Genomic DNA, 15454 nt, shown 5'->3' on the forward strand with positions numbered 1-15454 from the left:
TGAGGGCCATCCCCCCTCTCCCGCAGCGTGGGAGAGGGGGCTAGGGGGTGAGGGTTCTCCCCCCTCTCCCGCAGCGCGGGAGAGGGGGCTAGGGGGTGAGGGCACAAACACATTCCCCACCAGTCGGTAGCCCTGGGCTTCCAGCTCTGCACGGGTGCGGAAGAGGTGCGAGTCAGAAGACATATTGAACAACCCCTGCTTAAACTGCACGCCCCAGGGGTTGACCCTCACCCCCAGCCCCTCTCCCTTAGGAAGAGGGGAGTCGTTCACCAGAACCGGCACGCGCTCGTAGATAGCTCTGGTCAGGTCGGCATCCTGGCGAGTGCGGAAGACGGGCAGGGTGCGGGTGTTGGGGTTGATGCGGGCGATGTCGGTGGCGCTCAGGCGAAAGGCACGGCGCGGGTCGCGCAGATGTTCGGTGCGGGTGGCGAAGAAGGTAAAGGTGGTGGCGTCGGTCTGGGTACGGCTGCAAGTGAGGGTGAGCAGGCAGAATTTCATGCGGCTATCCACTGCCGGAAAGAGTCGCTGGCGGTTCTCAAAATCGAACAGACTTGCCAGTTGCCCTTTTTCCACCAGATCGGCGAAGAAGAACTGGTTGGTCGCGTCGGTGGCGATGCCGGTGGGGACGATGATGCCCGCCCGCCCCCGGATATTGAGCAGGCTACGCACCCGTTCGGCAAAGACCGAGTAGGTGTTGATACGGCCGTGGCCGGCGAGGGGATATTGACCACTGCCCCGTAAAAAGCGGCTGGTGCTTTCGGCGCCGTGCAGGGCACGCTGGTAGTCGTGCCAGAGGGCGGGGTTGGTCTTGGGTAGGTCGGCGATCAGCCGTTTGCGGGCGGCGGCATTAGAGGCGCGGGCGATCTGGGCATCGCGGCTGGCGAAGAATTCCTGCTCTTCCAGTTGAATTTGCTCCCAGGGCGGGTTGGAGAGGATCACATCAAAGCCGCCACTTTCAAACACCTCCGGGAACTCCAGCGGCCAGTGGAAAAACCGATTCTCGACAGCGAGGGCCTGAGCAGTGGCAAGGGCCTGGGAGGGGGTTCTCTCCTGCAGTCGATCAGCCACGGCTTGGGTGGTAATGGCCCTAAAGAAGTCAGGGATCAAGGGCTGGAAAAAAGCGGCTGTCCACAGGTTGCAGGCTTCCACTAGCTTTTGGTGTTGCGGGTCTTGGCAGTAGCGGCTGTAGAGCTGCTGCTTGCGGCTAACCTCTGCCGGGGAGTTGTCTGGAATGGCTTCTAGCTTCTGTCGCTCCTGGCTAAGCTCAGCCACCACCTGGTCAGTGTCAAAAGCAAGGGAAAGCTGCCCTGTTTGCAAACTCTGGCACTCGGTGCGATTGCGCTGCTTTAGCGAGCGGGCAGCCTCCTTGGAGTCAGCGCTAACCGGGGTAAAGGCTTCATCGGGGATGCCCTTTTCCAAAATCGCCAAATCCAAGACACCCACCAGCGAATCGCCGCACTTGATGTGGTGATCCAGGAAGGTGAGGGGCTTGCCGGCGCAGTGGGCCTCCAGCCACAGGGCCACGCGGCAGAGTTCCACTGCCAGCGGGTTCTTGTCAACTCCGTAGATGCAGTGGGCGATCACCTCGCGCACGCTTTGGCGCACGGCATCGGGGGAAGGTTCGTCCTCCTGGGAACGGAGACGGGCCAGTTCGCGGCCAAGGTAACGGGCAGCGGCCAGCAGAAAATGCCCGGAGCCGCACGCCGGGTCGAGCACCTTGAGGTTCAGGAGGGCAGCGATTTTGGCTTCCTGGGTACGCGCAGCTTGGAGCCGTTCCGCTAAGACTGGCTTGAGGGTACTCGTGACCAGTTCTTGCACCAGTTGCGGCGGTGTGTAGTACGAGCCGGTGGTCTTACGTTCCGAGCCAAGCGATAACGTAAATGTTCCACCCGTAATGACCGGGTGATAGTCGAGTAGGCTCTCGTAGACTGACCCTAGCTCTTCGGTATCTAGTGCGGCGTAGTTGACCCGGCGGGGCTGTTCGCGTTCGGTTGGTCGGTACCAGGCCAGCCGCCAGATTGCGCTCAACAGGTCGCGATTGCGCAACCGACAATGATCGAGCGGCAGTTCGGTAAAGAGGTCGCCGTTGAGTGGCGCTACCCCCAGCTTCTCTGCCAGTTTCTCGTCGCGCAGCACGTACCAGAGCGCACGAACACTGTGCCAGAGGTCAACATCGTCGGTGTAGGCGTTTCGTTCGCTGCTCAGCTGTACCAGCCGCGAGATGCTGTAATGATCGCGGTAGAGGTCGGTTTCGCCGAACAGTCCTCGCTGTTCGGCGACGAGCAAAAAGAGGATACGGTAGACCAGGCGCAGCAGATCGCGGTAGAACTGAAAGGCGTCTGGCGGTTGATAGCCGGTGGCGAGGAAGCCATCGGCGAGGGTGCTAATCGCCTGCTCAACGCCTTCGCGCAAGCGTTCGCGGACGCGCCCACCCTGTTCGAGTGCGGTGCGGTAATACTGTTCGAGCAGGCAGCGTTCGGCGTCGGCATGGCCCTGCGGGAGCCGCGAGCGATGCAGCAGGCGATAGGCGCGAAAGAAATCGTCGAAGCGATTCTCGGCGAAGATGGACGCCAGGTCGATTTCGAGGTACGACTGACGGCTGATGAGCGAAGAGGTGCGCAGCAGGCGTACCAGTGAACCATTGGCGACAATGCCCCACAGGGCATCGCTCTGGTTGAGGTACTGTTGCACGAGTACATGCGGTGACCAGCGTGGGCGGGTGGTCGGATCAACGCTCCCCAGTGGTTGAGTGACCGCGACAAGGTGTACCGGGGGAGCATCAGGAAGTGACCCGGCGCGGTGCGAAATCGGGAAGACAAGCTGTCCGATCTGAAAGGGTTCAGGGTTCGGCTGAAGGTCATAGCCGAGCAGACTGAAAAACGGAATATGCCACTGATTGCGGGTCACGCGAGTAATCTGCGCTGGTGACGACTGATCGCCAAGTCGTTGGAGCCGTTGCTGAAACATATCCCAGAGCGCACGGGCTTCGCCAAACACGGCAGCAACCTCATCGGACAGTGATCCGGCGATCCCAAAATCGGCTGCCCGCTGGCCGGGCAAATCGTTCCGGTCGAGTTGTTCGAGTAAGTCGGAGGAAAATAGTCCACCTTCAATGCGGATCGATGGTGTCATAGGCGTTGAGAAATCATCCTGGCCGTCGTGGCATCGGCTGCAAGATCAGAATCCCCAGTAGATCGGGTGGAAAAATTGGTGTGACCTGTAATCCCTGGACATATTCCTGAATGGCCTGGCGCAGATCGCGGTACGAACGCCTGAGATCATCGGCCCGTTGTCGGGTTTGGTGGTGCAACGCTGCCCACAGGGGATGGTCTTGATGCGCCTCACCGAATTCGGCTAGTACCATCTCGGCCAGCTCGCGTTTTTCGTCAGCCGATAGATTCGCGTCGGGTTGGGCTGTCGTCAGCAGGTGACGAGCTTCAGCCTCAGTGAGCCAGCGGCGTTCGTTGCCAGCCTCAAACACAAATCCACTGATCAGTGCCTCTTCGGCGAGGAGTGGATGCTGACGCGCCGGCAGATTGACCAGATAGCGTGCCCGCAACAAGATCAAGACCGTCAGCCGGGCCACAGTGTTGGTGCGAATGACACCGAGGCGGGCAACCGGCGCCGGTGCACTGCTGATGCGACCGGTGCGAACGAGAGCGACTTCAAACAGATAGCTGCTCAACGTGCTGACCAACCGATGATTGCGCCCCACGTACTCGGCACCGGCTGGCGTCGGGGAAACAAAACTGATCGGCCAGGGCTGTGGTCGGTCTGCGATTACGCTTCGGATAACGTCTGGGGTGGTGGATGCGGCTTCGACGAGCAGCACATCGGCCTGGCGCGGATGTTGACGGATCGCGATACCGAGACGTTTAGCAGCCGTGAGGACAAACGAACACACCTCTGCCGGATCGCCGAGCACGCGGTCGGTTGTTTCCAGAATAGGTTGCACATCGGCCAGCTTGAGCGCATGTTGGGCAAAGCGCGTCCGGGTTATACGTTCCCGCGCAACCGCTTCTTCCCAACGCCGATGCAGCTCTTGCGTGGCCGGCGCCTCTAGCTCTAGCGTCAATTGCTGAGCGTGGGTTCCCCGGCGCAAGAAAAGCGCCTGCGTGAGGGCTTCAACCACACTTTCGGAAGGCACCGGCACATGGGTGCCGAGTGCGCGGCGAATTTCGCGGGCTTTGCGCAACAAGACATCAATGACCACACCATCAACTTCGTTGTTAAGCCCATAGTAGCGGATGGTCACCACTTTGGGCGCGATCTGACCATAGCGATCAATGCGGCCTTCGCGTTGTTCGAGACGATTCGGATTCCAGGGCAGATCATAGTGAATGGCGGCATTGTAGCGTTCGTGAAGGTTGATCCCCTCGGAGATGCAATCGGTGGCAACCAGGACGCGCTTCTGATCGTTCGGCACATCGGCAATCACTCGCCGACGCTCCTCTTCACCCATCCGCCCAGTCACCAGCGTTATATGCACAGCGGGGAGCTGGGTGCGCAGCGCCTGAGCCACATACTCTGCGGTCGCCACATAGCGACACCAGATAATCGGCGCATAGCCATCGTTGAGCAGACGACGGGTAAGTGCGATCACGCCGGTCAATTTGGCATCTTGCCCCTCGCGTGCGATCTGCTCGGCGCGTGCGGCAAACCGTCTCAAACGGCGTTGTTCAGGCTCAGCAAAGTGCGTTTCCGCCTGTTCGATCACCGCAGCGGGTGGCTCATCATCGGTCTCGGTCTCGTCGGCTTCAAACACCAACCCTTGCCAGAAGGTATCGTCAACTGCGGCATCATCATCATCGTTCAGGCGAATTGATCGATTGCGCAAAGCAGCAACTGCCGCTGCCGGACTAGACATCACACAGCGTAACAGGGAAAGCGCTGCCCAGTAACGCACCCGCCGCTGGGACTCGCGCAATGTCGTACCACTGCTGACCAGGCCGGCGCAGAAGGCATACACATCGTGAAAGAGTTCGTGATAGGCAGGCGTGAGTTGATACTGCTCATCGAGCAACTCACGTTGAGGAAAACAGGGCAGGCCATCGGCCCAGCCGTGTTCGATGTCGGCGCGGGTACGCTGAACAAAATGCCGGGCCAGACGGAGCCGCTGTTTTTCGTTCAGATTGCTCACATCCCAATCGGCAAATTCCGGATCGAGCAATCCAATCAGTGAACGGAACGTCGCCGGTGCGCCACTATGCGGCGTTGCCGTCAGCAGAATCAGATGACGGTTACGTTCAGCAGCAATCTCGCGCACCAACTCATAGCGCAACTGCCGTCCCGTTTCGGCGGCCGGTACCGCACTATGGGCTTCATCAACAATCACCAGGTCAGGACAAAATTGCAGGAAACGGTAACGATTCCGATCCAGCTTGAGCCAATCGATGCTAATCACCTGCACCGGGAAATGCTGGTAGATGTCGCGCCCGCGCGGTGTTTGCCGTTCGAGCTGCGTAATTGTTCCGGGGCGTAGCACAACTGCATCGAGCTGAAACTTCTGCTGCAATTCGTGTTGCCACTGCTCGCAGAGGTACGGCGGACAGAGCACGGCCAGCCGGCGAATCTCACCCCGATCCCACAGTTCACGGGCAATCAGCAGGGCTTCAATCGTCTTCCCCACGCCAACATCATCGGCGATCAGCAGTCGTACCGGTTGCAGGCGTAGCGCCATCAGCAGTGGCACAAACTGATACAATCGAGGCCGGATCGAGATCCGCCCCGGCGAACGCAACGGCGTGGCGCCATCGCGCAGCGCCATGCGGGCCGCTTGCCAGAGCAACATCGTCGCCTGCGCGTCCTGGATGTCGTCTAAGGTGGGCAGTGGGAAATGCGCATCACTCACCGCCTCGGTCGGCAGGTCGTACCTCAGGACCTCACTCAACTGCCGCGAGATCGCCACCACCTCATCACTTCGTCCGGTCAACGGGCGCAGCAACAGGCGATCGTCGTCAGTACTCGGCAAGAGCACCCAATCGCGTTCCCGACAGCGTACAATCGAACCAGGTGTGGGCATAGACCTCTCCTCGAAACTTACCAAGCCCGCAGATACTGTGGTGGCGGCGCCAGTTCATAACCGAGAGCGCGGGCGGCACGGAGCGGCCAGTTTGGATCGCGCAACAGCTCGCGCCCCAACAAGACCAGATCGGCATCACCGTTACGCACAATCGCATCGGCGTGTTCGGGCCGGGTAATCATCCCAACCGCTGCGGTCGCAATGTGGGCTTCACGGCGCACCTGTGCGGCAAACGGTACCTGATACCCTTCGCCAACCGGGATGGTAATACCTGGCGCAATTCCCCCCGAACTACAATCGATCAGATCAACCCCCTCGGCTCGCAGCATGCGGGCTACTTCCACTGTATCGGCAATCGTCAGACCGGCTGGCGTCCAATCGGTACAAGACAGCCGCACGGCGAGCGGCAAGTGAGCTGGCCACGCTGCCCGTACTGCGGCAGTTACTTTGCGTAACAGACGCGCACGGCCATGCAGATCACCGCCATAGGCATCACTGCGCGTATTTCCGATAGGTGAGAGGAAGTTGTGGAGCAGATAACCATGAGCGGCGTGAATCTCGACCCAACGAAAACCGGCAGCCAATGCCCGGCGGGTAGCGGCGGCGAAATCATCAACCACTTTCGCGATTCCTCGCGCATCAAGCGGGTTCGGCGTTGGATAGCCAGGAGCAAACGGCTCGGCGGTTGGCCCCACCACCGACCAGCCACCAGCTTCGGGGGGCACCAGCTTACTCCCTTCCCACGGTCGGCCCATACTTGCCTTTCGGCCGGCGTGTGCCAACTGAATCCCGGCCACTGCCCCAAGGCTCTCGATCAGGCGTACCAGGCGGGCGAGCGCCGGAATGTGTTCATCGCTCCAGATACCGAGGTCGAAGGGCGAAATTCGACCTTCAGGCGACACCGCGGTGGCTTCTAGAATGACCAGACCGACGCCACCGGCAGCGCGCGCACCCAGGTGCATCACGTGCCAATCACCTGGGAAGCCATCGTTGGCGCTGTACTGGCACATCGGCGACATACCGATGCGATTCCGCAAGGTGACATCACCGATGGTTAGTGGTGTAAACAGATGAGGTTGCATAGAGCTGATTCCAATTCCACAAGCGACTGTTCCGCTGTCAGTATACCGTTATTCGGGCTGTACGGGCAAGTTGGGAGAAAAGAGGGGAGAAGAGGGAGCAATGAGGAGAAGAGAGCACGCAACACGGAGAGATGGGGCGCAACACGGGGAGAGACGGGCGGTGCGGGGGAAAGGTATGCGTCAGTAGAGGCGGGTTTCCAACTTACGTCATCACTCGCCTCGCTTACTGACCGCCTGATAACATGAAAGGGGGCATGCGTCAGTAGGGGCGGGTTTCCAACCCGCTCGCGCTGGTGTGCTGATGCGCTAACCGATGGTCTATCACCACGCCCCGCACACTGCGGGCCGGAGGCCCGCGCACCCAGGGAAACCATTGGAGGGGCGGGTTCCAAACCCGCTCGTACTGACGTATTTCAGCGCCGGGCGCGGGTGCTACTTCAAGCAGCTAGAGGATGAAGCCTCAACCTCCTTCCTCGCCCCTGGTGGGAGAGGCAAGGGGGTCGGGGGGAAGGTGAGGGGGGCCAGGCGTCGGTAGATGCGGGTTCCAAATCCGCCCGCGCTAGCGTAGCTCAGCAGCGTAGCCCATCTCTGAATCGTCTGGTCATCGAATGCAATCCGAAGCCGAGAACTCCGAAAAGCCCTACTGACCGTACACACAACATCGGTGGAGAAGCAAGCCGTACACCTTGCGCGGATAGCACGAGTCTCTTCCCGTGTGATGAACCATTGCAGGTGAAAGCACAGGAAACGTTCTTGTGAACGGCAGGTATGTGGCCTGCAGAACGAAGCTGCCTGGCGCGGGGTTCAACGTATGTCAGAAAATAAGTATGTCACAATACCTCCGAATGCCGTCGTGTTTGACGCAAATAATGTCAATACGATCAGGCTCCCAATCCCAATAATCGCAATCGATAACACAGATCTACGGCCAGGATCGGTGATGCTTCGACCCGATCTGCATCAGCAATTGCGCCGCGCAGGTAGTGCCTTCGATTGCTTGGCGTGCGCTCAACTGCCTCCAAAAGAACCTCCCTGCCGAGATGTCTCGCGCCTTCGACGATCGTCTGCTTAGATCGGGAATAACCTGGCTGTGGCGACAAATGAAGGATATCTTCGTAAATCCTCTGCCCGAACCTGTTGGTGAATACGCGCTCCTGTTTCAGATGGAGCCGGAAACCAATAATCTCGCTGGCAAGGCGCTCGACGATCTGACTGTTGTAAAAGGCCGTCTTGTGGACTTTTGACTCTCGTCCGAGGATCAAGAGTATGGGGGCGCTTTCTGTGCAGACGCGGCGAATCTCGGCTAATGCGAGAGCCATATCGATGCAATACTGAACTACCGTTAGAAACCGGTTCTGGCGGAACTTGCGGTTAGAGCCGATTTCAGAGCGAGCGATGCAGCACTACTGTACGCTGTAGCGCCTGACAGCCGCGTTTTGGCGGGCAGGTCATACGCAACTTTCAGATCCGCTGAATGCGGGGCGGGGGCATGCATCTGATCACTCGTCGTATAAACCCATGTCCATGCGAAATTGTTCGCGGAGATCGCCAAGGCTAATGAAATGACCGTTCACCTGGACAAACCAATGCTCCCAGCCGTTACAGGGCGCATTATTCATATAATAACTGCCTGCTTGATGAATACTACCCTCGAAGCCATCGCCTGTGCGAAGTCTTGCATCAGGTTTGATAAAGGCAACTTTGTTCGTGTCTTTCCTGAAAAATAATGTTTGACCAGGCTGTACATACCCGTGTTCAACGAGCGTGGAGAACTCAACTCTCGGTGCAGTCTTCGCTTTACTTCGCACGTCAAACACAACGGGGTTGAATACCTCAGGTTGAACGGCGTCTATGCGTTTTCTGGCAATTTCGATGTATTTCTTTTCTCTTTCTACACCGATCCAGTTTCGATGCAGTCGTTTTGCTACGACTCCTGTTGTTCCACTGCCGAAAAATGGATCGAGGACGACATCGCCAGGATTACTGGAAGATAGGATGACACGGTACAGTAGTACTTCAGGTTTCTGTGTCGAGTGGGCTTTCTCGCCATGATCATCTTTTACTCGTTCTGATCCTGTTGCCAGCGATAGAAGCCACCAGTCGGAACGCATTTGTTTGTCATCATTCAGGCCCTTCATCGCCTGGTGATTGAAGGTGTATGTTGCACCCTTTCCAGTACTTGCCCAGATCAGGGTTTCATGGGCATTGGTAAAACGCACGCCGCGAAAATTGGGCATTGGATTTGTTTTTATCCAAATGACATCATTGAGAATCCAAAACCCTAAATCTTGCATAATTGCTCCTACGCGAAAGATATTGTGGTAGGTACCAATAACCCAGATGGTGCCGGTTGGTTTCAGAACTCGTTTGCAAGCAGTGAGCCATCGTCTGGTAAATTCATCATACGCTTGTAGCGACTCGAACTTGTCCCACTGGTCGTCTACTGCGTCCACTTTTGTCATATTTGGGCGATGCAATTCGTTTTGTAACTGTAAATTATAAGGTGGATCGGCAAAGATCAAGTCAATAGACTTCTCTGGGAACGTGGAAAGCGTTTCGATGCAGTCGCCTTCGATGATTTGATTCAAGGGTAGTGTCATGGTTGATCACTTCCAAACCTGCGTTATTGAGTCATGGTGTTATGCACAGCTTGATGATCAGGTCATCTCAGATTACCTGATCATTGGTTTGAACTTCTGCAATGGTGGATGAGGCTCTGCTTCTGCCGACGCCATATCTCTTGGAACGGCAATGCTGCGGTGCGCTTCCATCGTCGCATAGTCGCCGTGTCGCTGTTGTTCATAGCAGTGCCGTCACTTGCCTCAGAGTATACGCAAAACTGGCAGGCAAGCAAGCTGCAACCTGCGCCGCTTTGCCAGCGATTGATGAGCAACGTCATTGATCATCGGTGATGTTCCGCCGACTGATGGTTGATTCCTGAGTGATGGGAACTCCTGCGCCCCACGACGATTGCCGCATTTACCAATACTGCTGCGGTGTAGCACAGTGCGGCAATTAGAAAAATAGTCGTGAAGCCAGCGGTCGCCTGTAATTCGGCGCTGAGGGTTGGGCCGGCGATGTAGCCTACCGATGCGGCAGCCCGGATCATACCGGTTACCGTCGCGTGATGGGCAGGGGGGGCCTGCGCCAGGGCTTCTGCTTCAAACAACGGTGTCGCCATATTCATCAACATTCCGCGCACGATAGCTATTAGAGCGGCCAGGGGTAAGGTCGGTGCAAAGGCGAGTGCGACTAGACACGGGATCGCCAGCGCCTGCGTGAGGACTACTGCCGGGAGTCTACCGAATCGGGCGGCCAGCCGTGGACCAAGCAATGTAGCCAGGCCGGTAGTCAGGCTGATCAAGGCCAGGAGCAGGCCGATGATGGTATCAGATGCGGCAAAGCGTTGGCGGAAGAAGAGACTGAGATAGGGGATGAAGAGCGCAGCGCCCAGCGAAATCAGCAGTGGGCCTGGTACAAAGACCAGGCCCTGACGGATTGCGCGCCAGAAGGCGTTGAACGATCTGTTCCCGGCAACGACAGTAGCCGTCGGCAAAGGCTGCACGCGCAACCCCACCAGCGGGAGAGCAGCCAGGATCACGACGAGCGCACTTAGGAGCGCATTGAGCTGATAAGGGGGGATCGGTGTGCTGCCGCTGAAGAGCCAGCGCCATCCTGTTGTCAGTTGACCACCGAGCAGACTCGCGGCGCCGTTAGTGATCAATGTCAGTGCCGCACTGCGGGCAAAGAGGCGATCCGGCCCGGCGGCGCCACTCAGTTGCATCATTAACGGCGGGCCGGCCAGATTAAACAGCACACTGGCCGGCCCGCTCAGTGCCACACCGGCCAACAGGAGCCATGCGGTAAGCGGCGATAACCTGTCGGCGGCAGGTGCCAGGCTTAAGGTCAGCAGTGCCAGACTGTGCAAGAGACAACCGAGGATCAGCGCCGCTCGTGCGCCCAGGGAGCGTACTGCCTGCCATGCCGGTGGGCCGCTCAACCCGCCGGCCAGCACCGCTACGCTATTGAGCAGACCGATCAACGCCAGATCGCCGAATAACGGCACGTGCAGACGGTAACCGGCATAGCCGAGATCGGCGTAGGCGATGGTGGCAAATAGCCAGCCTACCGTCAAACCAACGGTGAGCATCGCCACCGTCAACAGGTAGCGCTGTGCTGTGTTCATACCGGCGCGAGCGATCATCGCTGGCTACAATCCGTTATGCGCAATAATATCGCGGTAGACGTATGCACTGCGCTTCCACACTCGCCGTTGCGTCGCGTAGTCGGTGTAGATGATGCCGAAGCGTTTACTATAACCCTTCGCCCACTCAAAATTGTCGAGCAGACTCCAGACGAAGTAGCCGCGCAGATCAATGCCAAGGGCCAGCGCACGCCGACATGCTTCGATGTGCGCCTGTAAATACGCTACTCGTTGCGGGTCTTCGACGACCTGATCCGTTGCCGACGGCGCCGGGTCGTCGAATGCAGCACCGTTCTCGGTGATGTACAGCGGTAAGGAAGTATATTGACGGGCTTTTTGCAATGCCTCGATGATACAATCAGGGTAAATCTCCCAACCCATTGCTGTTTTCGGTAACGGCCCCGGTACCTGTTTCGCCATTACGAACGGCTCACGCCAATTCACCGTGTTGAAAAGACGGGTGTAGGTATTGATACCGAGAAAATCAATTGGTTGGCCGATAATCTCAAGATCACCGGGCCGAATCGGGGCAAAAACAAACCGACGAGCGAAGTGTTTGATGATGTCGTCCGGGTAGCGGCGACAAAACAGTGGCTCGAGGAAGAGACGGTTCATGATGCCATCGATCCGTTGGGCCGCTTTGTGGTCGGCAGGTCGATCACTGGCCGGATATTGTGGCCATATCATCAACACGATGCCGATCTGAGGTGACGGCATATCGCTCCGTGCCGGTCGAGGACAGACAGCACGAAAGGCGCTTACAGCCAATCCGTGCGATAACAGCAGATGATGAACGACGGCCAGTACCTTCCAGGGGACACGTTTTCCCGGGGCATTTTCGCCGTTGCCGTAGCCGTAAAATGCCTGAATGAACGGCTCGTTGTGGGTGGCCCATAATGCAACGTCGCCGCCAATCGTGCGAAACAGGTAGTCGGCGTATTCGGCGAAGCGCAACGCGGTGTCGCGCTGCATCCAGCCACCGCGATCTTCGAGCGCTTGTGGCAGGTCCCAGTGATAGAGGGTTGCAACCGGTAGAATGTTACGCTGATGGAGACCATCAATCAGCCGCCGGTAGAAGTCGAGGCCGCGTTGATTGGGTTGTCCGGCGCCGGTAGGAAAGATGCGCGGCCACGAGATGCTAAAGCGATAGGCCTTTAGTCCTAATGCCGCCATGTGATCGATATCCTCTTTGTAGCGATGGTAATGGTCACAGGCAACATCGCCGGTATCGCCATTGGCAATCGCACCGGGTCGTCGCACGAAGCGATCCCAGATACTTTCACCTTTACCGTCTTCGTTCCATGCGCCTTCGATCTGATAGGCAGCGGTCGCTGCGCCCCAGAGAAAATTGGGTGGAAAATGGGCTTGCGTGTTCATACAAGGTTACCGTATCTCTTCATCGTGTTACCGTTGTCGCAACGGTAGCAGGAGGCAAAGGTGTCTTGTACTGATCTCCTGTATACCATCTTACCAGACCTGAAGAGACGGAGTGAGAAGGAGCGGGGAGCGTCAGAGCCTGGCAGAGGAGAGGCTCTTCATCCTGGGTTAACAGATGAAACCGGTTGTGGGCAAAAGAACGCCTTACGCTACGATTGAACCCCGACAGGTAGGGTGCGGTGCCGCCGGGTAGAACCCGACGGTGCGGATGGTCTGGTGCTGTGATCGCCATGTGTGGGGACAGTTCACCCCTACAAGGTTGGTGGACACGGGTGCGCAATGACTTGCTTTACACTGTTACGTGAGACAGGGTGTTTGAGCAGGCCGGGCGGCCTACCAGCGATCATTCCGTGGCCAGAGCGCCCACAGAATAGCCGCCGCGGCTGCCCACCAGGCTCGCTTCGCTTCGCGTTCCAGCCCGCGAGTGCGAAGCTGCACCCCGCCGAGGAACAGACCAGTTGCCAGCATTCCACCCATCAGACGGTCAGTAGCCCGCTCGACTCGTTTCATGCTCCGTTCCAAGCGACTCAAATCGGAACGAGTTTGCAGTTCACCCCGATTTGCCGCCCGGTAGTAGGCATCCATCTGACGAGGTAAAGCCAAGAGAATCTGACCCAGTTCGGTGATCTCTTGTTGGAACTTCTCTAGCCAGTTGCCATTGCGCTGCTCTTGCGCCAACATCGCACGTGCGAAGGGACGTAACTCTTCAAACAGATTGATGTCAGGGTAGATTTCGGTTGCCAGACCGGCGACCATACTCAACGCTCGCCCTAGATAGAGCAAGTCTTGCGGAATCTGGAATGGCAGGTCGTAGATCAAGTCTTTGGTTTCGGCCATAATGGCCTCAACATCGAGATTCGTCAGCTCGCGCACGGTACGATTGAACGAATAACGCAGCATCGTCTCGATGGCACTCTTGATCGCACGACGGTCGGCGCCGGGCAAAATCATGTTGAGCTGTTCGAGTGCATTCAGAATCCTATCGGCATCATTCGTTGCCAACCCCAGGACGCCCTGCCGCATTACCTCCATCGTTTGTGGTGGTAACCGACCGACCATGCCAAAATCAACGAAGATCAAGGTGAAGGGTGTACCGGATGGTACATCTGGCGGTGCAGTATCAATTGGCAATCCAGCCTCGATAGGGTGATATCCATTATTACTGGCCGATACTGGCGGCGGTGTCGGTTTCCCCGGCGTCAGACCCGTCTCGACGCGCACAAAGAGATTCCCTGGATGCGGATCGGCGTGGAAGAAGCCATCAATGAAGAATTGCTTGAGATAGCAGTTGTTGAGGCGGGCAGCCAGTTCGAGGCGACTGACCCCCAACTGATCGAGGGTGTGCAGATCGGTGATCTTCACACCACTGATCCGTTCCATGACCAGCACGCGGCGAGTGGTTAACTCGAAGATCGGTTCAGGAATGTAGATCCCCGGATGGTTCGCGAAGTTCTGCCGAAAAGTAGCCGCCGAACGGGCTTCCTGCACATAATCCAGTTCCTGCACCAGGACACGGGCGAACTCAGCTAAGAGGGCCTCTAAATCAGCGCGTCGGCGGATGGGCGGATAATTCTTGATCAGCCGCACCACCCACGTCACCGCACTGAGATCAACTTCGATAATTTTATCGATCCAGGGGCGTTGCACTTTAACCGCGACTTCACGGCCATCGTGCAACACAGCGTAGTGCACCTGGCCGAGCGACGCTGCCGCAACGCATTCGGTCTCGAAGCTGCGAAAGATTTCGCTGGGTGGGGCGCCGAGTTCTTCAAGAATGACCTCCAGCACATGCCCAGCAGGTGCTGGAGGAACTTCATCCTGGAGACCGGTTAATTCACGGCGTACCACTTCAGGAATGATGTCGGCACGCGAGGAAAGGAACTGACCGAGCTTAATCTGCATCCCGCCCAATTCAACAGCCATCATACGAAACCGACGGGCGATGTTTACCCAACGTCGGATCATGGTGCGCTGGACATACCAGCGAAAGATGGCGAAGCGGGCGAGAAAAATATCCCAGATGTAAATATGGATGACGACGCCGAGAAAAAATGATGAAACGCGCAAGAAACGCTCACGCGGACGGAAGCGGGGCGGTTCGGTCGGCTTGGGAACAGTGGTTGTGGTGTCAGTTGCCTGAATTGAGATTGGTTCACGCATAATGTCCTACCAGTATTCTTTCGTTTAAATTATACCAGAGGTGAAACTCAATCTCACGACCGATCCATAGAGAATGAAAGACCAATTACCATACAGAGGGTACCTTATACCCATGGAAAAGGGTTGGATAGGTTATGGTATCACTGACAATATGACGATTGATAGCCTTCGTTTACTAACTAATAGTGCGGCAACACTGTGGCTTCGACTCAGTCAGTTTGGTTCACCTGAACTCCTTATTCAGCGCTCGTCGTTTGACGAATGGCTCACAACGGTACGTCCTGGTCTCTCCTCTGCCGATGAACAGGCCATTCGCCGTGATTATCGTCGCCTCTCCCTTCTCTTAACTGAACTCGAGATGCTCACTCGCTCACGCGAGCAAGTACTGGTATTAATTATGGATGCTGTTCAGCTTTCTTCACTTCATGAAGCTGAACCTGACGATGAAAGCTCGCCGCCGAGTCGGGATCCCTGTTGAACGCTACGGGACGAACGCAGATCGAGGATTGAGGTGATAGGATACAGCAGCACAGGGGCGGCCTGGATGGT

General features: G+C 57.4%; 9 protein-coding genes. 1 reads left to right on the top strand and 8 read right to left on the bottom strand.

The window, feature by feature from the left end:
* The 8 genes from JE47_RS0108810 to JE47_RS0108855 all read right to left on the bottom strand — a co-directional run.
* Positions 1–3132, bottom strand: a 3132-nt coding sequence (locus tag JE47_RS0108810) for an Eco57I restriction-modification methylase domain-containing protein (RefSeq protein WP_051871111.1), incomplete at its 3' end; no start/stop codon positions are given.
* 13 nt (positions 3133–3145) lie between these two features.
* On the bottom strand, positions 3146–6022 hold the full coding sequence (locus JE47_RS0108815) for a helicase-related protein (RefSeq protein ID WP_031459401.1): 2877 nt from the start codon (positions 6020–6022) through the stop codon (positions 3146–3148).
* Positions 6023–6039: 17 nt separating this feature from the next.
* The gene (locus JE47_RS0108820) at positions 6040–7104 is read right to left on the bottom strand and encodes an NADH:flavin oxidoreductase/NADH oxidase (RefSeq protein WP_031459402.1); all 1065 of its coding nucleotides are present in this window, start codon (positions 7102–7104) and stop codon (positions 6040–6042) included.
* 881 nt (positions 7105–7985) lie between these two features.
* Positions 7986–8423: a hypothetical protein gene (locus tag JE47_RS21575; RefSeq protein ID WP_152556029.1), complete on the bottom strand. Its 438-nt coding sequence runs from the start codon at positions 8421–8423 to the stop codon at positions 7986–7988.
* Positions 8424–8603: 180 nt separating this feature from the next.
* The gene (locus JE47_RS0108835) at positions 8604–9704 is read right to left on the bottom strand and encodes a site-specific DNA-methyltransferase (protein WP_031459404.1); all 1101 of its coding nucleotides are present in this window, start codon (positions 9702–9704) and stop codon (positions 8604–8606) included.
* 302 nt (positions 9705–10006) lie between these two features.
* A complete protein-coding gene (locus JE47_RS0108845; protein WP_236631181.1) occupies positions 10007–11308 on the bottom strand; it encodes an MFS transporter in 1302 nt (433 codons plus the stop codon).
* Between the two features lie 6 nt (positions 11309–11314).
* Complete coding sequence (locus JE47_RS0108850) at positions 11315–12685, bottom strand: GH1 family beta-glucosidase (protein ID WP_031459406.1); 1371 nt, start codon at positions 12683–12685, stop codon at positions 11315–11317.
* Positions 12686–13078: 393 nt separating this feature from the next.
* Positions 13079–14905, bottom strand: coding sequence for an ABC1 kinase family protein (locus JE47_RS0108855; RefSeq protein ID WP_031459407.1), 1827 nt, complete (start codon positions 14903–14905; stop codon positions 13079–13081).
* 151 nt (positions 14906–15056) lie between these two features.
* Here JE47_RS0108855 and JE47_RS20460 point away from each other — a divergent pair, with 151 nt between their 5' ends.
* Positions 15057–15383, top strand: coding sequence for a hypothetical protein (locus JE47_RS20460; protein WP_051871113.1), 327 nt, complete (start codon positions 15057–15059; stop codon positions 15381–15383).
* Positions 15384–15454: the final 71 nt, after the last annotated feature.

It is taken from the genome of Chloroflexus sp. MS-G, assembly GCF_000735195.1.
Taxonomy (GTDB): Bacteria; Chloroflexota; Chloroflexia; order Chloroflexales; family Chloroflexaceae; genus Chloroflexus.

Bases quoted from the DNA above. Each gene is read 5' to 3' on its own strand.
- JE47_RS0108815 (WP_031459401.1), bottom strand. From the start codon at position 6,022: ATGCCCACACCTGGTTCGATTGTACGCTGTCGGGAACGCGATTGGGTG.
- JE47_RS0108820 (WP_031459402.1), bottom strand. From the start codon at position 7,104: ATGCAACCTCATCTGTTTACACCACTAACCATCGGTGATGTCACCTTG.
- JE47_RS21575 (WP_152556029.1), bottom strand. From the start codon at position 8,423: ATGGCTCTCGCATTAGCCGAGATTCGCCGCGTCTGCACAGAAAGCGCC.
- JE47_RS0108835 (WP_031459404.1), bottom strand. From the start codon at position 9,704: ATGACACTACCCTTGAATCAAATCATCGAAGGCGACTGCATCGAAACG.
- JE47_RS0108845 (WP_236631181.1), bottom strand. From the start codon at position 11,308: ATGATCGCTCGCGCCGGTATGAACACAGCACAGCGCTACCTGTTGACG.
- JE47_RS0108850 (WP_031459406.1), bottom strand. From the start codon at position 12,685: ATGAACACGCAAGCCCATTTTCCACCCAATTTTCTCTGGGGCGCAGCG.
- JE47_RS0108855 (WP_031459407.1), bottom strand. From the start codon at position 14,905: ATGCGTGAACCAATCTCAATTCAGGCAACTGACACCACAACCACTGTT.
- JE47_RS20460 (WP_051871113.1), top strand. From the start codon at position 15,057: ATGACGATTGATAGCCTTCGTTTACTAACTAATAGTGCGGCAACACTG.